Origin of the sequence: Pontibacter cellulosilyticus (genome assembly GCF_014306105.1) — a bacterium.
GTDB classification, from domain to species: domain Bacteria; phylum Bacteroidota; class Bacteroidia; order Cytophagales; family Hymenobacteraceae; genus Pontibacter; species Pontibacter cellulosilyticus.
The window spans coordinates 1553486-1572805 of sequence record NZ_JACRVF010000001.1 but is presented as its reverse complement, the minus strand read 5'-3'; the positions used below and the strand labels follow the sequence as shown (position 1 = coordinate 1572805).

The window sequence follows — 19320 nt, the reverse complement described above, 5'->3', positions numbered from 1 at the left end:
CTAAAGTGTTCAATTCTGCTATTCTTTGAATGGACTATATAGAGTTAACTACTCTAATTATAGCTTGGTTGCAGCATTAATCTTATTTCCAAATATGCCTTTTACTTTTTCGCATCCAGCTGCTATAGTGCCATTTAGATTACTTCCTAAAAAGTGGACATCTTTAACTGGTTTAGTAACAGGAAGTATTGTCCCGGACTTTGAAAAGTTCTTGAAAATGGAAGGGGGTAATACCTTTAGCCACAGTTGGGAAGGATTATTGTGGTTTAATATTCCTCTTGGTGTATGCTTAGCATTGTTGTTTCATGTAGTAGTTAGAAATCCTCTACTTGACAACCTGCCTCTTCTTTTAAAGCAGAAGCTTATCTGTTTCAGAGGGTATGATTGGTATAAATACTTCAGAGAGAATTTCTTTGTTGTTATTCTATCAATACTTTTCGGCGCAGTTTCACATCTCTTATTGGATAGTTTGACACATAACAACAACTTAACTTTACAGTTACTACCATTCTTGAAAGTCAAAATAACGTTGTGGAACCACAGCATACAACTGTTCCAATTACTGGATCTTATATGTTCAGTTTTGGGAGGTTTCCTGATACTGCTCCTACTCATAAAACTTCCTTCTAGTAAGAGCAAACCACGAAAAAGTAAAAGTTTCGACTTTTACTGGTTACTCGTATTAACAATTGCTGTACTAGCGATAGTTTTAAGGCTTTCATTTAATTTCAATGTAAATGACTACTGGAGTCTGTTGTTTACTACCATATCAGCAGTGTTAATAGGGGTTACAATATCGTCACTTATATTCAAAGGATTAAAACTTGAGCAAAAGCGCTGCGATTAAATAAGTTCCTAGCACATACTCTTTCAAATACTCTTATACAAGCAGCAGTTTCAAAACTATATGAGATAATGTCATGAAAGACTAATAAGAGAGCTTGTATTGAGAACTTGGTGAAAAGCTTGAGAACTGCTTGATTGATGATAGTAAAAAGCATCTTTATATTAAAATATTCAAATCTTTATGTAACTTAGCCGTGCAATTAGCTTAAGCTGCTCTGCCGCTATGAATTACCGATACTCCAAGCTATCTAAAGGACTTAATATTTTAATTGATTTCTTTCTACTGAACCTAGCACTTTATGCTGGGTTTGCTTTCGTGCACCCTGACCTGATTGGTCAGGATATTACGGAAGATCACAAGCTAGATTTCCTATTTCTGAACCTTGTCTGGTTTTACTGTTCTAACGTAACGAATTTATACGAAGATATATTTCGTCGTGATGCCATTCCTACTATCAATGCTACACTTAAGGCGCTTGGGCTTTACCTTCTGATAGGGCTTTTGCTGAAGCTGTCCCTTAAGCAGTTTGATCTTCCTAACTCACTTATAACGCTTTCTTTTGTAGTCTTCTCTGTGCTACTGCTGTCCTGGAAAACATTGTTTTTGCTAATCAGGAGGCCAGCTCGCTGGTCACTGGTGAAGTACAAAACCATCGTAATTGTTGGTGCAGGAGCATTGGGGTTAGACTTATATAATCATCTCAAAATGAATAAGCAACTAGGCTATAAAGTGCTTGGCTTTTTTGATGATGATCTAAGCAAGTGTAAAAAAGGATTAAGAGTGCTTGGTAAAGTTGAAGACTGCTTTGATTTTGTGGAGGAGAACAATATTGCCGAGGTTTACTGCGCTTTACCAGATGTGGCACAAGAGAAGATTAAATGCCTGATGCTTGAAGCTGATAAGCGCTTGATCAGGTTTAAGCTGGTGCCAGAGGTTAAAGATTATCGCAGGAACTTTAATATTGAGCTTTTCGGCCATTTACCGATCCTTACTCCCAGAAAAGAACCATTAGAGGACAAAGCTAATGAAATCATAAAGCGTGGCTTTGATGTAGTATTTTCTTCATTTGTCATTGTTTTATTGCTGAGTTGGTTTGTACCACTAATGGCATTGATCATTAAATTGGATTCAAAAGGTCCGGTGTTCTTCAGGCAAATTCGTTCCGGAAAAGATAACAGACCTTTCTATTGCCTTAAGTTCAGAAGTATGCATGTGAATGGCGACTCAGATAAAAAACAAGCCTGTAAAGGAGATGTTAGAATTACACGCGTGGGCGCCTTTATCAGGAAAACAAGTATAGACGAACTGCCACAGTTTTTTAATGTGCTGATGGGTGACATGTCGGTAGTAGGGCCGAGGCCACACATGCTGAAGCACACTGAGGATTACTCTAACCTGATTGATAAGTTCATGGTGCGCCACTTCCTAACACCAGGTATAACAGGATGGGCTCAGGTGAATGGGCACAGAGGGGAAACAACAAATCCTGTATTTATGGAGCGTAGGATTGAGGCCGATATCTGGTACCTCGAAAACTGGTCTTTTTTACTTGACCTGAAAATTGTAGTACTAACCGCCTGGCAGACTATCAGAGGGAACGACAATGCTTTTTAACCAAATCTGTGTTGTAACCCTAGTGTTGAGACATTTTTTGAAAACAGCTTTATAAAATATGTGGGTATACAACTTTAAATTACACACTCAACAGCCACTCTTTCGCACTCTCTTCGTTATCAAACATTTTTACCTCCAGCAGATTTCCGATACGCTGATGGAGCTGGTGAAATGACATCTGCCCGTATACACCAGGTGCTAGTACTTGTGCCATATAGCGCATACCTAACTCTACGGCTTTAGGTGTCCATACCTGAGAGATCCATTCGTTGGCGAAGTCCCAGGGGCCGATAAGTTCTTTGTGACTGTTTAATAATTTAGAAGCAGGGTACTGCTGCATCACGTCGAGGTATACTTTGCCACCTTCCTGTATAGTTTCCATAGTTTGTATACCGGTCCAACGCGCAAACAGGTAGGCATTGTCAGGAGCACGTTCCAGAATGGCATAAATATCTCCGTTGGCTTTTGTAAACTCTATTTTGGTTTGCTGTAACTGGTTGTTTATAATTCTATATGCCATAACACGGAAGACTTTGCTTCTTTAATAAAATGGTTATTAAAACGTAAAATGTCCTGAACTTAAAGACATAGGCTTAGTTCAGGACATTAATTTACGAAACAATTAAGGAGAGAAGCTACAACTAGCTAATTGTGTTTCTCGTCTTATTTTAGTTTTAAGTCAACTAGTATCTGCTCTATCTTTTGGTCAAGCTTTTTCTCTACAGCATCGTACTCCTCTTTGCTGTGCAATGGCTCGTTTACGCTGATGTAAAATTTGATCTTAGGTTCTGTGCCAGACGGACGTGCAGATACCTTGCTGCCGTCTTCTGTCATATACTGTAGCACGTTAGAGCTCTCTAGGTCTAGCTTAGACTCTTCGCCTGTAACCAGGTTCTTACGCGTGCTTAGTTTGTAGTCGCTTACCTCTACTACTTTAGAGCCGGCTATACTTTGTGGCGGATTGCTGCGCATGTCGGCCATCATCTGCTGAATTTCTTCAGCGCCCCGCTGTCCTTTTTTCGTGAATGATACCAGTTCTTCTTTGTAGAAGTTATACTTCTCATACATGGTGATCATCATTTCGAACAGGCTTTGGCCATTGTCTTTTGCCACTGCCGCCATCTCGGCAATCAGGGCGCAGGCAGAGATGCCGTCCTTATCGCGTACGAAGTCACCGATCATGTAACCATAGCTTTCTTCGCCGCCGCCAATGTAAATTTCTTTCCCCTCTACTTCACGGATCTTTTCAGCAATGTACTTAAAGCCAGTCAGTGTCTCATACATTTTTACGTTGTAGCTGTCAGCAATGTCTTTTATAAGATCGGTGGTTACAATAGTTTTAACAATGAACTCTTTGCCAGTTAACTTGCCTGCTTTCTGCCATACCTGCAACAGGTAATTAATTAGCAATGCGCCGGTCTGGTTGCCGTTTAGCAGTACAAACTCACCCTCAAGATTTTTAACGGCAATACCTACACGGTCAGAATCAGGGTCGGTGGCGAAAACAATGTCTGCGTCTACTTCGGCTGCTTTCTTCAGCGAAAGCGTCATAGCCTCTTTTTCTTCCGGGTTTGGGTATACTACAGTCGGGAAGTTGCCGTCTGGTGTAGCCTGCTTTTCGACTACATGTACATTTGTAAAGCCAAGTCGCTTAAGCACCTCCGGTACCAGTGTAATGCCGGTGCCATGTATAGATGAGTAAACTATCTTCAGGTCATGCTGGCGCTTAATAGCATCTTTTGAAATAGAAAGGCCAAGCACTTGCTCCATATAAGCCTCGTCTATCTCTTTGTCTATTAATTGAATGTTTGCAGGGTTTGGCTCGAACTTAACATCATCTATACTTGTGATTCTGTTAACCTCAGCAATGATGTTTTTATCGTGTGGGGCTGTTACCTGTGCACCATCATTCCAGTATACTTTATAGCCGTTGTACTCTCTTGGGTTATGTGAGGCTGTTACTACCACACCGCTCTGGCAGCCCAAATGGCGAATGGCAAACGACAACTCCGGAGTTGGACGAAGCTCACTGAACAAATATACTTTGATGCCATTGGCAGAGAAGATCTCGGCTGCAATGCGTGCAAACAAATCAGAGTTGTTGCGGCAATCGTGGGCAATAGCTACTTTTATCTGCTCATTTGGGAAGTTCTGTTTCAGGTAATTGCACAGGCCCTGCGTGGCCATTCCTAAAGTATAGCGGTTCATGCGGTTGCTGCCTGCGCCCATTATACCGCGCAAGCCACCTGTTCCAAACTCAAGGTCTTTATAAAATGCATCTGAAAGGGATTCGTGCTCGTTTCGCTCCAGCAGTCCGTTTATTTCACTTTTGGTTTGCTCATCATAGTTGCCGGCAAGCCAGCTATCAATTTTCTGACGAATAGTTGGTTCTATCATTGTCGTTGTTGGTATCTAAGTATAAATTTTGAAGTCTAAGTTTATTTGCTCCTTAGCAGGGGCGATCGCATCAAAGCGGTAGTGCCTTTGCTGCACAAAAAATCACACCAGCTTTCTCTGTGTCTGTTGCACGTACGAAAGAACTGGTGTGATTTCTCAGTTATAATTTAAAGCAAATTGCCCAAATATTCACGGGCTACTATACTTTTTTTCAGGGCTAAAGGTTTCCGCGCAGCTCTTGCTCACGCTCGATGGCCTCAAAAAGTGCTTTGAAGTTACCCTTGCCGAATGATTTGGCACCTTTGCGCTGAATGATCTCGTAAAACACCGTCGGCCTGTCCTCTACAGGTTTTGTGAATATCTGCAGCAAATAGCCTTCGTCGTCTCGGTCTACAAGTATGTTTAATTTACGCAGGTCTTCCATGTCTTCGTCAATGTGGCCGATGCGCTCAATCAGGTCATCGTAATATGTCTCAGGTACGTATAGGAACTCTACACCGCGACTGCGCAGGTCGGCTACTGTTTTTAGGATATCGTTGGTGGCTACGGCAATATGCTGCACACCGGCTCCACGGTAAAACTCCAGGTATTCGTCTATCTGTGATTTTTTCTTACCCTGTGCCGGCTCGTTTATTGGGAATTTAATGTAACCATTACCGTTCGATACCACTTTTGACATCAGGGCAGTATATTCAGTGCTGATGTCTTTGTCGTCGAAGGTTAGCAACAGGTTAAAACCCATCACCTTTTCGTAGAATTCAACCCACTCGTTCATTCTACCCAACTCTACGTTGCCAACGCAGTGGTCTACATACCTTAAGCCAACCGGCTCTACCTGCAGCTCAGAGGTACGGGCCACAAAGCCAGGCATAAACGGACCGTTGTAGTTTTTGCGCTCTACAAAAGTATGGATGGTTTCTCCGTAAGTATGAATGGAGGCCATTTTTACCTCACCAAATTCATCTGTGATCGTTTTCGGCTCCTGGGCTGGTTTTGCACCGCGTGCTACTGTACCATTAAATGCTTCTTCTGCATCGTCTACCCACAAAGCCAATACCTTTACACCATCGCCATGCTGGTGCACATGTCGGGCAATCTCAGAGTCAGGGTTTAGCGCAGTGGTTAATACAAAACGGATTTTATCCTGAACCAGCACATAAGAAGCTCTGTCGCGCACGCCAGTTTCCGGGCCTGCGTAGGCTATTAGCTTAAAACCGAAAGCAGTCTGGTAAAAATGAGCTGCCTGTTTTGCGTTGCCCACATAAAATTCTATATGGTCAGTGCCGTTTAGCGGCAGTATATCTTTAATCTGTGTATCTGCGGTCTTGGTTTCTGTAGTCATAGTCAGTAGAAAAGAATTTATAATATATTACGTAAAAATACAGCTTTTAATGTTTTAACAAAATCAGGCCCCCTGCAAGGCAAATTATCAATCCGAATACTTGCAATTGCTGTGGCATGTTTTCAACTTTGTAAAAAAACAACGACGCTATGATTGCAGATGCCCTTAACAGTGCCATTGTTGCCATACTTGAGAAGAAGCAAGAGCTTAACTCCTTAGACTATAACGATGCACGTTACGATGATATTGAAGAAGAACTGCACGACCTGGAGGACGACTTTAACGAGGAGTACGGCGATGTGCTGGAAGATGCGCTGGAAGATGTGCATGCCAAGATAAAATCTGACGCCGATATTCTGTTGCCAACTGCATACCTTGCCAGTTCGCTGGACGGTAAAGAACTGGAAGAAGGCGATGAGACAGAAGGCGTTTGGGTGGAGTCTGACTCTTTTCCAGGTGTAGAAATGCGCCTGGTACTGGTAGCAAATCCGCCCCGTATCCTGCTTATACTTGCAGACCAGGAGCGCGTGCTCTGGACAGCAGAGTAATCAGTTTAAACTGAATTAGTACCAGCTTGTTTGCTGGGTTTATGTATAACCGCCCCTGCCTCTGGAATTTACCATAGGCAGGGGCGGTCTTTTATTTTGTACCATATGCTATAAACTTAGCAGTAATGGCAAATGAATTTACTGCTTTACCTCTACCACACTTCTCACCATTCTCCTAAAATCAGTATTCATCCAGCTCCAGATATTGTAATCCTGGTTGTTGTTTGTACACTTCTGATACCTGACAAAGATCAAGTTAAGATCTGGGAACACCATGCATACTTGCCCATAGTCACCGAATGCGGCATAACTGTTTGTATTATTATAAACCCACCACAGGTATCCATAAAGCTCATTAATAGGAGTAGAGGTTACTGAAGCCTTCACGTAATCTGCAGGCAACAGGCGCTTACCATTCCAGACGCCATTGTTCAGCATCAGTTGTCCTATTTTAGAGAAGTCTTCCATAGTGGTTTTACAGCCGCCAAAGGTAGAGGCGTTTCCAATATCGTCCAGGTATAGAGAGGTGGAGTCCATGCCTAAAGGTTTAAAAAGCTTTTTGTCAAAGTAGTCAACCACAGACATACCACTGGCTTTCTCGATGATTGGAGCAAGCAGTTGCACTCCCTCATTGCTATAGTCCCAGTTCGAGCCCGGCACAGTGTCAAGTGGCATGTTCAGCACAAACTTGTTAAAATCTTTAGCCACAAGTATAAATTGATTTGGGCCAGGCCTTGGTGATGTTCTTTTGTTTAAGCCAGCTGTCATCGTGAGTAGGTGCTCTATTGTTACGCCCTGTTCGCATCCAGCTTTCCATTCAGGAATGTACCGGCACACAGGATCTTTAACACTCTTGATTTTACCATCCTGTATCAGCATGCCAATAACTATACTAGTAAATGACTTCACTGCGGATGCAGTGCCCATAAAAGTGGAGTCGCATCCGGGGTTTTTCCACTTGCTGATAATTTTGTTATTATGGATCAGCATGTATCCGTCTGCGTGTGTTGCTTCGATCTTCTTTTGGAGAAGGTTGAGGTTCTTTTGATTTATAGCGCTGCTTTGTCCGAAACAGTAGAAGGTGAGGCTCAAAAGTGCCATAGTAAAGATGGTTCTCTTTTTCATAGTTATACACTGAATGATGGTTATGAGAATAATATTAACTAATAATTTAGTTGAAAGCAAGTTTTAAACTAACTTTTTAGTTTAAAATTATTAATTGACATGAGTTATTAATTAAATGAGAGTTGAGTATCTCGAATCATACATAAGTATAAGACCTAAAAAAATATAGCAGCAGTATGGTTGTATGGGCCTGAAACAAAGTATGCCCGAAGCTAATCGAAAATGAACTGAGATGGTGGATAAGTAATTGCATGGAGAGGCAGCAACAGGAGTTGGATGTTTATGTGTATCTGGAAATTAGGCAATTGGGGCATGCCACCCTCAATGCAATTTGACATTAGGATTTGATGCAGGAAAAGTAGCTAATGTAGGTGTGAGTTATGCTTGAATTCAATACCATATATGGCAATTAAGTTAAAGTTATGTAGGTGGTTTAAAGCAAGTCTATACCGGCTGGTTTTATTAAATTATTGTTAAGCAACAGTTTGTCGGCAGTATTCTCTTATCTTTAGTTAGGGCCTCTGCAGTGGAGGTCAGGTATAAGATTTGAATATGAGAAAAACTATTGCTTTGATTGCTCACAATAGCCGGAAAAACGACCTGCTAAACTGGGCAAAAGTAAACTACAACCTGTTGCGGGAGCACGAACTGATCGGTACATCTAATACCTCGCGCCTGATCAATGATATGCTTGACCTGGATGTGAAACCATTCGGGCATGGGCCAAGCGGAGGAGATATTATACTTGCTGCTAAGATATTGCAGGGCGAAGTACACAAAGTTATCTTCTTTATTGATGCCGAAACACCGCATGGGCATGAGCACGACATTCAGACATTGATTCGTACAGCCGTTATCAATAACATTCCGATAGCATTGAACAGAGCGTCTGCCGATTTAGTGGTGCAGGACAACAGACTGTAGTTTTTAATACACTTACATTTTTGCACTTGAGTCTGTAAAATTAACAGGTCAGGTACTTTTTTATGGATAAAAATTATATTTAAAATACAATTTTAGGGCTCTTTTTTCTTAATTTAAAATTCCTTTCGCCCTGCATATTTTAACTCATACTGTACATTAACTATCTTTCCCTAGTCTATTCTGTTCATTTTTGCCTCATCCAAACTGCACTTCGTACACCATATGTATGACTTTGTTTAACTTAAATTTGTAAAACATGAAAACTATGAATATTAATAAAATTTTGGGTGTAGGTTTTGGTATGGCTATGTTTGCCGGTTTTTCTGCGTGTAGTACAGGCGAAACAGAAACTGCCTCAGAAGTGGAAACTACTGAAACCACTACTGAAGTAAGAACTGAAACAGAAATGGACGCTAATACAGATGCTATGGCAACATGGGACAATGAGCGTTTTGGAACAACATTCGCCTCTAACACCATGTATTCTGATTGGGATGCCAATGATGATGACATGTTAGATGAGAATGAGTTTAATACAAGCTTCTACAGTACTTGGGACGAAAATGACGATAACATGCTGGATGAGAATGAGTGGAACACCGCTACAGCTGACTTTGGTATTACTGGCCAAACTTACGCTGACTGGGATACTAACAAAGACAGCAAGCTAGATAATAATGAGTTTAATACAGGCTTTGCTAAAGGTGATTATATGCGTAACTGGGATAAAGATCGTGATGGCAAAGTAAGCCAGCGCGAGTACTCTGACGGTTTGTTTATGATGTGGGACACCAACAAAGACGGTACACTGGACAACAACGAGTATAATACCAGATACAACAGATACTATGGTATGTAATAACATTTGAAACAACAGACTATATAATAAAAGCGCCTGTTACTTTAGAGTAGCAGGCGCTTTTTAGTTTAAGGTGATGTGTCTAAAAACCTAGTTTCTTTCTTACGCGCTCCAGCACAGGAGTAGCAATTGCCTTTGCTTTTTCTGCTCCTTCCATCAATTTCTTGTCAACCTCTTCCAAGTTGTTCATATAATAATTAAACAACTCACGCTCCTGTGCATACTTCTTAAGTATAAGTTCATATAGGGCCTGCTTCGCATGGCCATAACCGTAACCGCCTGCCATGTAATTCTCACGCATTGTTGCCACCTCATCAGGTGAAGCCAGCAAACTAAAGAGCTTGTAAACGGTATCACTATCCGGGTCTTTAGGCTCTTCCAAGGCTTTGCTGTCGGTTACAATGCTCATGATTGTTTTGCGAAGCGGTTTGTCAGCCTCAAAAATATCAATGATGTTGCCGTACGACTTGCTCATCTTCTCTCCGTTGATGCCCGGTATCGTCATTACCGATTCATCCACCCTGGCTTCCGGAAGCACAAATGTGTCGCCGTAAGTATGGTTAAAAGAACTGGCAATATCACGAGTGATCTCCAGGTGCTGAATCTGGTCTTTGCCTACCGGTACAAAATTGGCATCGTACATCAGAATATCAGCAGCCATTAATACAGGGTAAGTAAACAAACCTGCATTAACCTCAGACAAACCTCTTCTGGATGACTTGTCTTTAAACGAGTGCGCGTTGGCCAGCATCGGGAACGGCGTAAAGCAGCTCAGGTACCAGGTAAGCTCCGTTACCATCGGTACATCCGACTGGCGGTAGAATATGTGTTTATCTGTATCAAAACCAAATGCCAGCCAGGCCGCAGCCACAGCATAGGTATTGCTTCGAAGCAACTCCGCATCACGTACTGTGGTAAGCGAGTGCAGGTCGGCGATAAAGTATAAAGACTCCTGCTCTGAGGCCCTGGAAAATTCTACTGCTGGAATGATAGCGCCAAGCAAATTGCCCAGGTGGGGCCTGCCTGTAGCCTGGATTCCGGTAAGGTAACGTGCCATTTATAGTAAGTGGTTAAGTTCGGCACGCAATTTAAGCTAAAATGCCTTTTAATAGAAGCCTTCGCAACAATTAGCCGGTTTAGTTTAAGTGCGTTGCTTCTTTAAAGTATAATTGTGCTTCGACTTTAGCTGGTTCTGGCGATTATCCAGCATTTTTATACTTCCATCTTTAAGCAGCTCAAAGTATAACAGGTCTTCTTTTCCATCGGGGATAAGCTGCAGTATCCTGGCTTTTGGATTTTGTTTGTTACCTGTTGCTAAAAACCATTTACCAGTAACGGTGTACACGCTTTGCGCTGCAGGTTTTCCCAGGTATTTCTGCTTTAGTACAAATGTTTTACTTTTTGATTTCCCGTTCTCTTTCAGTGTCAGCTCCATTACAATACCCTGACAGTCGGTGCAGGGGAGGGTGCCTTGGTAAACTCCTAAGTAAGCTGTGTTAGGGTTTGATGCTGCTGTAACTATTAGATAAGATGGATTTGGTGATACATTAGCCTGCACACTATTATAAAACAGGCAAAGCATTGGCACAAGCGTAGCTACTAGTAATTGCTTCATGAGGATAAACTGTTAAAGTAAAAGGTAATGTGTTACGTAGAAGTTTGAAGCAAAAGCTGTGCGGCGTATTAGTAAGTTAATAGTTTATCAGAGATTCTGTATTAAAAACTTTTAAGGGGGTGCTATTATTGTGTTTATGTGCTGGCAGATCAAAATTTTACCAGAGCCGGAAGGGGGAGGGTGCTCGTAAAAAATAATGGTTAGCGAACAGCGCTTCGCTGAACCTAACCATCGTAAATCAACCAATTCAAATGAAAAACAATTATAACATCATAGGCAGTAAGTACTAGTTAAAAGTAGATTTAGGTAGTAGTGTATATAGTTGCTAGCCGGCCAAAGCAAAATTACCGGTATGTTTTTTCCTCGTAAAAATCGTTTTCCAGTTTGCTACAAGTATAGCCATAAGTATAAGCAAGACTCCAAGCCACTGCACTGGCCATACATCCTCCTGCAGCACCACCCACGACATAAGTACTGCCACTGGCAGCTCGGCTGCACTAAGTATGGCACTTAACCCAAGGCCTGTTTTAGGTATGCCGTAGGCAAAAAGTACCGGCGGCAGCACCGTGCCAAACACTGATAGCACCAGTCCCCATTTAAACAAACCGTTCATCAATGCTCCGTTTACCAGGAAAACCGGCGGGAAGATAGTGAAAACAAGTATTGTAGCGCCAGTAAGCATTAAAGCACTTTTAGTAGTAGGGTGCAGGCTGTTACCTACTTTGCCATTTATAGCCAGAAAAATAGTGTATGAGAAAGCGGCAAGCAAACCAAAGCCAATGCCAGCCCAGTCAAATGTTGGTAACTGGCTGGAGAACAGCCTGCCGGCAAGGCAAGTACCCAGTAGTACAAGTATAACCATACTTACCTGCGAAGCCATTGGAAGTTTGCGCTTTATGATGGCATCTAATACCAGGCTCATCCAGGTAAACTGCATAAGTAAAAGTATGGCAATAGAGGCAGGCACAGTTTGCACACATTTATAGTAGAAAAGGCTTACTAGGCCGGTGCTGGTGCCCATTGCAACCAACTTAAGCTTTTCCCTGAACGATGTGCCGCTGCTCTTGCTGCCTCGCAGCTGTCGCAACAACACCATCACCCAAAGAAAAATCAACCCAAAAAATACCTGAGTGCCAGTCACGTCACCCAAGGTAAAGCCTTCTTTATATGCTAGTTTTACAAAAGTCGATAAGATCCCGAAGCTGCACGCTCCAAGAAAGACCATAATGCTTCCTCTGAACACGGTTGTCCCTCCTAAAAAATACTAAAAACAAAAAATAGAAATAGCCGGGCCTAAGCAGCCCTAATTTTGAGAAAGGGGTACTCTTACAAGTCGTGTAGAACGTAACCTGTAATAAAAATTTGTGTATGTGCTAAGTGAGCAGGCATTTTTAATTTTGCAAGGCTGCAAAGGTAACCTTTAAAAGTTTATTATTGCAAATAATTTTTCTTAAAATTTATTCTTCGCTTGCCAGGGCGGCCTCTTCTATCAGTGCTTCTGCTTGGTTTACACCGAGGTAGTTGTCGATGAGGGAGTGGGCTACATACAAGAGTGGGGTAAGTATAACCGCTACCAAAAACTTATAGGTGTAATTGAGAATTGCTACCGAAAGCACCAACTCCATTGTCCAGTTGCCAAACACAAAGAACGCGATGAACAGTACCACGAAACTATCTATTAACTGAGATACCAGCGTGGAACCGGTGGCACGGAGCCATATTTTTTTGCTGCCAGTATACTTGTGTAGCCAATGGAATACGGTGGCATCCAAAAACTGCGACAGCAGAAAAGCAATTACGGAGCCAATGATAATACCTAAACCTTGCCTATATATAGCATTAAAAGCAAAGTGAATATTAAACGGATTTCCCTGTTGATCAGTGTTGTTCAGGTCGAGCCAGAAAGGGGCAGGAGGCAGGCCGGTAACTACTGTAATTACCAAAAAAGCATATAGTATAAGCACAACTGTAAGTATACTTACGCGTTTCACACCGCTTTTCCCAAAGTACTCATTGATGATATCAGTAGTGATAAACACTACAGGCCAGATAATAACGCCGGCAGATAAATTGAAGTCCAACTTACTATCCCCAAGCAACGGTATTTGTGCACCGGGTAAACCGAAAATAGCTTCTCCCGAGAATATCTTTACGCCAATAAGCTCTGCGAGCAATGCATTCGAAATAAAAATGCCACTAAGCACCAGAAACAGGTTTGTGCGTTTTTTCTCCGCTAAAGAGGTTGGATGAGACATCGTAACTATACTTTACCCTTATAAGCGAGCTAAATTACAAAATATTAGGTAAGACAAATGTAGCTGCAGCTTAACAGCGGTTCAACCGGTTTGTTTTCCTATTAACCCAAGATGGGTGTGTTTAAAGCTTTCGTTATACTTCAGGCCATACCCTAATGCTCTATCCATTGCGCTGTGGCCGTAAAGTATAAGACCCGCAAGTTGCAGCCACGTTTCCCCGAGAAATAAGCCTGCTATGCCAACGACAATAGCTATGCCCTGGTGATGAAAAATATTGTACAACCATGCTCCGGCTCTTGTGCCAAACAAATAACCAGTCATGCTTAAGTCGGGGGCAAGTAGTAGTGCGAAAAATAGCCACCAGCTGTAGCCCAGGTACAGGCTTAAAGTATAGGCAAGTATAAACCTGGCAATTTCTTCTAGTTTCAGTATGCTTTTCATGTTCTATTTATGAATATTGATCTGCAGTGAGGTCAGGTTTTGAGGAATTCCGATAAAGTATAGCTTTCCCAATTTGCTGTAAAGCTGATTATAATAATGATATCTCAACAGTATTCCAAGAAATGAGTATTGTTAACTTGTGCCGGGGGTGAGTTATGGACGATGTGGACTTTACAGCCAATCTAGAAAACCCTGACAATCTTCTAATCTCTTTCACCGGTCCTACTCCTCTACATAAAATACACTTCCTTCCACAGCCAGTTCTGCGTTCGGGAACACCTGCCTGGCTTCTTCTAAAAGTGGAGTAAGGTCTTTGTAGCGAACTGAGAAATGCCCCAAGAGTAATTTTTTTGCTGCCGCCTGCGAGGCTAGTTCAGCTGCCTGCAGGGCAGTGCTATGGAAAGTATAGGTTGCTCTGTCGCGCAGGTCATCGAGGAAGGTAGCCTCGTGATACAGCATATCCACCTGCCTCACAATTGGGATGATATCGGGCTTGTAGCGGCTATCTGCGCAGTAAGCATAGCTACGACTGCGTTTAGGTTCGCCGGTTACGTCTTTGTAACTCACCAGCACATTGCCTTTTTCGTCTTTGATGTCTTCGGCCCACTTTAATCTCACCAGCTGGGGTGGCGACAGGTGTGGCGGCAGCTTCTCTTTTAACAGCGGACGCGGCTTTACCTTCTCTTTAAACAAGAAACCACAGCAGGGGATGCGATGCTCCATAGGAATAGTATAAACCGAGAGCTGCTTATCCTCAAAAATTCTTTTATGGCAGTTAGTATCCAGCTCATGAAAAATAAGCGGGTAAACAAGGTTGGTGCCGGAGTACTTTAGTTGTAGGGTAAGGATTTCGGCTAAGCCGGGAGGGCCAAACAAATGGAGCGGTGCCTGGCGGCCCTGTAAGTGCATGGTTGAAATCAGCCCGGCCAGCCCAAAGTAGTGGTCGCCATGCATGTGGCTGATGTAGATGTTTGAAATGCGCTGATGCTTTATTTTGTAAAGCATCAGCTGCATTTGTGTTCCTTCGCCGCAATCAATCAGGTGGTGCTGATTGCCTATGGTTAAAACCTGGGCGGTATGGTGTCTGTTTGCCGATGGAGTGGCCGACGAACTGCCCAGTATTCTGAGTTCGAAATCCACCACAGGCGGCTTTTAATTAGTCTTCTTTGTTTGTAAGGTCCTGCTCAATCTCGTGCAGGAAAACGCGGTCGATTGCCTCTTCTACAGTTGGCAGGATATTCAATACAGACTCAAGTTTAGAAATAGTGATCAGTTTCATCACGTGGTCCTGAAGCCCGGTCAGGATCAGCAAGCCGTTTGATGAGTTGCAAAGACGGTTTGCGATCAGGATAGAGCTTAAGCCTGAAGAGTCAGTATATTTTACGTTGTTCAAATCAAGAATCAAATTTGTGATCCCTTCGGCGTTCAACTTCACGAACTCAGATTTAAGATCGGGTGCGATGGAAGTGTCTAGTTTCTTCTCATCTATCGTGATGGTTGTGTAGTTTTCTTTCTTATCAATCGTGTACTTCATAGATCTACCTATAAGGATTTAAAAGCAAATGTACCAAATCTACTTTAAAAATTGTAATCTTTGGTGTTAAAAATGTTTTCCGTTAGCTTCTCTTCAATTCTTTTCAGAGCGTTGCTATAATCTTGTTTTACAAAGGGTTTTCCGGTAAATACCTCGTACAATTCAATGTACCGCTCAGATATACCAGATACTACATCGTCTGTCATTTCTGGTATCTGCTGGCCATCTTTCCCCTGAAAACCGTTTTCAATAAGCCACTGCCGAACAAACTCTTTAGAGAGCTGGCGCTGCGGCTCATTGTTTGCCTGCCTTTCGGCATAGCCCTCGCTGTAAAAATAACGAGAAGAGTCTGGTGTATGTATTTCGTCGATTAAAAATACTTCGCCGTTATACTTCCCAAACTCATACTTTGTATCTACTAATATAAGCCCCTGTTGCTTTGCCAGCTCTGTGCCGCGTGCAAAAAGGGAATGTGTATAATGCTCTAATTTAAGGTAATCTTCCTCAGAAACAAGGCCCTTCGCCAAAATTTCTTCTCTCGAAATGTCCTCATCATGCCCGGCATCTGCCTTGGTTGTTGGCGTGATGATTGGCTGCGGCAGCTTATCGTTCTCTTTGAGTCCTTCTGGTAAAGCCACTCCACAAACACTTCTTTTCCCAGCTCTGTACTCTCGCCAGGCGTGTCCTGCCAGATATCCACGAATAACCATCTCCACCTTAAAAGGTTCACAGTTGTGCCCAATGGTTACATTAGGGTCTGGTGTGGAGATAACCCAGTTAGGTACAATGTCTTTTGTGGCTGCCAAGTTAATGCTGGCGATCTGGTTTAGTACCTGGCCTTTGTAAGGGATGGCGCGCGGCAGCACCACATCGAAAGCAGAGATGCGATCTGTAGCTATAACTGCAATTTTGTTATCAAAATAATAAACGTCGCGTACTTTGCCCCGGTAAAACCCGGTTTGGCCGGCAATTGAGAAGTTAGTTTCTTTTATGGCCTCCATCTGGTGTGTTGTGTAGTAGACGAGCAAAGTTAAGGATTTTTACAGGGCGAGAAAATTATTGTGGCAACAGCAATCTATTTATATGGTCTACTAAAATATAGCTCAGTTTTTATATTGAAGTATACTTAGCCAAAAAGTATAATGTTTTATATTTAAGAATCTATAAATTGCACTTTTTTTTGAATATTAACTTTTTGTTGTAAAAGCCTTACTTACGGAATTCAATGATGTTCCTTATCATGCCTCCAAAAATAATAAAGTGGAAGGGCAGTACTGCATACCAATACAATCTACCAAGTATACCGTTTGGCCGGTAAGCTGCCAACTGCTCCAGGTAATTACCATCAGCCTCTTCGCATATTTTAAACTGGAGCCAAGCCTCACCGGGAAGTTTCATTTCGGCATACAGCAATAGGCGCTTTTGTTGCTCATCAGCTACGAGCACACGCCAGAAATCTATTGTGTCGCCGGCTTTGAGTTCTGTGGCGCTGCGCCTGCCGCGCCTTAAGCCAACTCCGCCTGCCATCTTATCCAAAAGCCCTCTTATCCGCCACAAAAAATCCGTCTTATACCAGCCACGCTCGCCGCCTATTTCCCATATATTCTGCATTACCTCATGCACAGGCCTTTCGAACTTGAGGCGTTGTTTGTCTGTGAGCACGCCAAACTCCGGTATTTGCACAAAGTCCATATAGTTCAGGTGCATCGTGCCGCTAACTAATGCATCTTTCCAGCTCGAGATCACCATGTTCTGTTCAATTTTGCTGTAAGCTAGCCTGATGGCTTCATCGTAGCTGATGCATTGGTGCGGAAGTATGTTTTCTATACTATGGTCTATCACTACCACATCATTCCGCAGGCTGTCTACAAGGCTTTTTGCCAGGCTAAAACTGGTGCTGGTAACAAAGTATAGCCAGTAAGATGAGATGCGAGGTGTAAGCACTGGCACGGAGATGAGGTAACGCTTAAGTCCACGCAGTCTGGCAAAGCGGAGGATCATCTCTTTATAAGTAAGCACATCTGGTCCGCCAATTTCAAACCCTTTGCCGTAGCATGCTGTATTTCCAAGTACCTGTGTCAGGTAGTACATCACATCCCGGATAGCAATTGGCTGACACCTGGACCTTAACCACTTTGGTGTGATCATGAGGGGGAGTTTCTCTACCAAGTCTCGCAATATTTCGAAGGAGGCACTGCCAGAGCCAATAATAATAGCTGCCCGCAACACCGTAAGTTTGGCGTTGGCGCTGTTAAGTATGGTTTCTACATGGTAGCGGGAAGAAAGGTGCTTGGAAAGATTTTCTACATTGGCAATACCGCTCAAATAGACCACCTGTTGCGCGCTTGTGGTATCCAGGTAAGCAACAAAGTTTTTGGCCGCACGCATTTCCAGTTCGGCAAAGTTCTGCCCAGATCCACCCATTGAGTGGACGAGGTAATAAGCTGCATCGATGTCTGTGGGAAGTTGTGTTAGTAACTCTGGTATTAGCAGGTCGCCTTTTACCACTTGTACCTTTTCTTTAAGCGTGGCAGCCAAATCAAAGCGTCTGGGGTCTCGCACCATACACAGCACCTCGTGCTTCTGTTCCACGAGCAGGGGAATGAGGCGCTTTCCAATATAGCCGTTGGCACCAGTTAACAGTATACGCATAAGTAAGCTAAGGGAAAAATAAGACAACTATACAAGGTATACTTTGGGAACAGCTAAAGCAAGTGCATGTTTGCAGGTTAAACTTCTATGAATGACACCATTTTTATCCAATGGGCTAACCGCTGTAAGAAGATATAAGAGCTAGGGGCACTCAAAGTATTGTACTTGAAGCTTCTGGTTAGACTGTAGTAGATACAATTGCACAGTTTAATGTTAAGGCACTGTTAAACAGATAATAAAGTATAATTGTTGAAAATAAGTATTAAAAAATTTACTTATGTTAATAAAATGGATTAAAAGAAGCAAGTAAGGCTAAAAATTGAAAAAATAGGTGCTATAAATTGTAGCTATTCCATAAATCTGCACGTACATCTAAGTAAATATGATCCCTAAAATTGTACTGCGATGAAGATAAATTTTATACCCCTACTTTTATACACCCTCTCCATCCTTGCCCTGGCCTCCTGCAGACAAGAAGATGGCTCTCCTATCAGGAACGTGCGTTTTGACCCTAACCTTCTAAATCAGGCGATGGATGGTTCTCCTTGTACTTCTTTCAGCTATATGTTCCAAAATGAGCAGACTTCTCTTGGCTCTGTTTATACTGGAAAGGTAGTTGTAGTTTTTACAGAAGGCAGTACATATGAGCAGCAGAAAAAAACGGCCGAAAAATATGGTTTTGTGGCTCAACTCGGTTCCCCTATAGGCACAAACTCTGCTACACTTTACACACTTGAGCTAGTAAGCGGACTTAACTGTAAGCAGGCAGAACAAGCTGTGCAGGTGTTAAGTAATGACCCAGGAATAGCGTATGCAGCACCATATTTTTTAAGAGAGAATAACCTGTTAGGCATCAGCAACGAGACTATTGTAACAGTAAGAGACGGAGGTAAAGCTGCGCTTGATCAGCTATTGCAAAACTATAACGCTAGTATAGTAGCCAGCCTGAGTGATGATGTATATGTGGTAAAAGTTGATAAGAACTCAGATGGCAACGCACTGGAATTGGCCAACTATTTAGCTGCACAGGAGAGCATTGCACATGCTGAACCTGACTTTGTAGTGTCGCTGGCACCAGAACATCCGGGCTTGAACAGAAAAGCAAACGGAATGAGTAGAGCAGATTTCACCCGCTAGCCTTAACTCTGTAAATCAAAAGCCCATACT

At 42.6% G+C, this 19320-nt stretch carries 19 protein-coding genes; 6 read left to right on the top strand and 13 right to left on the bottom strand.

All coding sequences use genetic code 11. The features are described 5' to 3' along the window. The first annotated feature begins 64 nt into the window (after window positions 1-64). Both H8S84_RS06735 and H8S84_RS06730 read left to right on the top strand, forming a co-directional pair. A complete protein-coding gene (locus tag H8S84_RS06735) occupies window positions 65-847 on the top strand; it encodes a DUF4184 family protein (protein WP_187066468.1) in 783 nt (260 codons plus the stop codon). 222 nt (window positions 848-1069) lie between these two features. Further along, window positions 1070-2461 (top strand): undecaprenyl-phosphate glucose phosphotransferase, encoded by a 1392-nt coding sequence (locus H8S84_RS06730; RefSeq protein WP_187066467.1) that lies wholly within the window; start codon window positions 1070-1072, stop codon window positions 2459-2461. Between the two features lie 79 nt (window positions 2462-2540). Here H8S84_RS06730 and H8S84_RS06725 read toward each other — a convergent pair whose 3' ends face one another. The 3 genes from H8S84_RS06725 to hppD form a co-directional block, all read right to left on the bottom strand. Then, complete coding sequence (locus H8S84_RS06725; RefSeq protein WP_187066466.1) at window positions 2541-2981, bottom strand: hypothetical protein; 441 nt, start codon at window positions 2979-2981, stop codon at window positions 2541-2543. A 143-nt stretch (window positions 2982-3124) separates the two neighbouring features. Beyond that, window positions 3125-4858: a phospho-sugar mutase gene (locus tag H8S84_RS06720; RefSeq protein WP_187066465.1), complete on the bottom strand. Its 1734-nt coding sequence runs from the start codon at window positions 4856-4858 to the stop codon at window positions 3125-3127. A gap of 217 nt (window positions 4859-5075) precedes the next feature. After that, window positions 5076-6200 (bottom strand): 4-hydroxyphenylpyruvate dioxygenase, encoded by a 1125-nt coding sequence (gene hppD / locus H8S84_RS06715; RefSeq protein WP_187066464.1) that lies wholly within the window; start codon window positions 6198-6200, stop codon window positions 5076-5078. A gap of 149 nt (window positions 6201-6349) precedes the next feature. On the opposite strand from hppD, the gene H8S84_RS06710 reads away from it, so the two are divergent. Continuing rightward, entirely contained in the window at window positions 6350-6748 is a 399-nt protein-coding gene (locus tag H8S84_RS06710) for a hypothetical protein (RefSeq protein WP_187066463.1), read from the top strand. Between the two features lie 138 nt (window positions 6749-6886). Here H8S84_RS06710 and H8S84_RS06705 read toward each other — a convergent pair whose 3' ends face one another. Continuing rightward, complete coding sequence (locus H8S84_RS06705) at window positions 6887-7873, bottom strand: serine hydrolase domain-containing protein (protein ID WP_187066462.1); 987 nt, start codon at window positions 7871-7873, stop codon at window positions 6887-6889. Between the two features lie 552 nt (window positions 7874-8425). Between H8S84_RS06705 and H8S84_RS06700 the strand changes: the two genes are divergently transcribed. Together H8S84_RS06700 and H8S84_RS06695 are read left to right on the top strand one after the other, a co-directional pair. Then, window positions 8426-8797 (top strand): methylglyoxal synthase, encoded by a 372-nt coding sequence (locus H8S84_RS06700; RefSeq protein ID WP_187066461.1) that lies wholly within the window; start codon window positions 8426-8428, stop codon window positions 8795-8797. 265 nt (window positions 8798-9062) lie between these two features. Continuing rightward, window positions 9063-9656 (top strand): CREC-EF hand family protein, encoded by a 594-nt coding sequence (locus tag H8S84_RS06695; RefSeq protein ID WP_187066460.1) that lies wholly within the window; start codon window positions 9063-9065, stop codon window positions 9654-9656. Window positions 9657-9738: 82 nt separating this feature from the next. Here H8S84_RS06695 and trpS read toward each other — a convergent pair whose 3' ends face one another. The 9 genes from trpS to H8S84_RS06650 form a co-directional block, all read right to left on the bottom strand. Beyond that, window positions 9739-10713 carry a tryptophan--tRNA ligase gene (trpS, locus tag H8S84_RS06690; RefSeq protein ID WP_187066459.1) on the bottom strand — a complete coding sequence of 325 codons (975 nt, stop codon included), beginning with the start codon at window positions 10711-10713 and terminating at the stop codon, window positions 9739-9741. A gap of 84 nt (window positions 10714-10797) precedes the next feature. Further along, window positions 10798-11271, bottom strand: a complete 474-nt coding sequence (locus H8S84_RS06685) for a copper resistance protein NlpE (protein WP_187066458.1) — start codon at window positions 11269-11271, stop codon at window positions 10798-10800. A 325-nt stretch (window positions 11272-11596) separates the two neighbouring features. Then, window positions 11597-12514: an EamA family transporter gene (locus tag H8S84_RS06680; protein ID WP_187066457.1), complete on the bottom strand. Its 918-nt coding sequence runs from the start codon at window positions 12512-12514 to the stop codon at window positions 11597-11599. A gap of 214 nt (window positions 12515-12728) precedes the next feature. Next, window positions 12729-13526 (bottom strand): queuosine precursor transporter, encoded by a 798-nt coding sequence (locus tag H8S84_RS06675; RefSeq protein WP_187066456.1) that lies wholly within the window; start codon window positions 13524-13526, stop codon window positions 12729-12731. A gap of 81 nt (window positions 13527-13607) precedes the next feature. Further along, window positions 13608-13967 carry a DUF4260 domain-containing protein gene (locus tag H8S84_RS06670; RefSeq protein WP_187066455.1) on the bottom strand — a complete coding sequence of 120 codons (360 nt, stop codon included), beginning with the start codon at window positions 13965-13967 and terminating at the stop codon, window positions 13608-13610. A 222-nt stretch (window positions 13968-14189) separates the two neighbouring features. After that, window positions 14190-15107 (bottom strand): ribonuclease Z, encoded by a 918-nt coding sequence (locus tag H8S84_RS06665; RefSeq protein ID WP_187066454.1) that lies wholly within the window; start codon window positions 15105-15107, stop codon window positions 14190-14192. 16 nt (window positions 15108-15123) lie between these two features. Then, complete coding sequence (locus H8S84_RS06660) at window positions 15124-15501, bottom strand: STAS domain-containing protein (RefSeq protein WP_187066453.1); 378 nt, start codon at window positions 15499-15501, stop codon at window positions 15124-15126. Window positions 15502-15545: 44 nt separating this feature from the next. Beyond that, window positions 15546-16502: a phosphoribosylaminoimidazolesuccinocarboxamide synthase gene (locus H8S84_RS06655; protein ID WP_187066707.1), complete on the bottom strand. Its 957-nt coding sequence runs from the start codon at window positions 16500-16502 to the stop codon at window positions 15546-15548. Window positions 16503-16710: 208 nt separating this feature from the next. Continuing rightward, a complete protein-coding gene (locus H8S84_RS06650) occupies window positions 16711-18153 on the bottom strand; it encodes an SDR family oxidoreductase (protein ID WP_187066452.1) in 1443 nt (480 codons plus the stop codon). Window positions 18154-18558: 405 nt separating this feature from the next. Between H8S84_RS06650 and H8S84_RS06645 the strand changes: the two genes are divergently transcribed. Further along, window positions 18559-19290, top strand: a complete 732-nt coding sequence (locus H8S84_RS06645; protein ID WP_187066451.1) for a S8 family serine peptidase — start codon at window positions 18559-18561, stop codon at window positions 19288-19290. The last annotated feature ends 30 nt before the right edge of the window (window positions 19291-19320 follow it).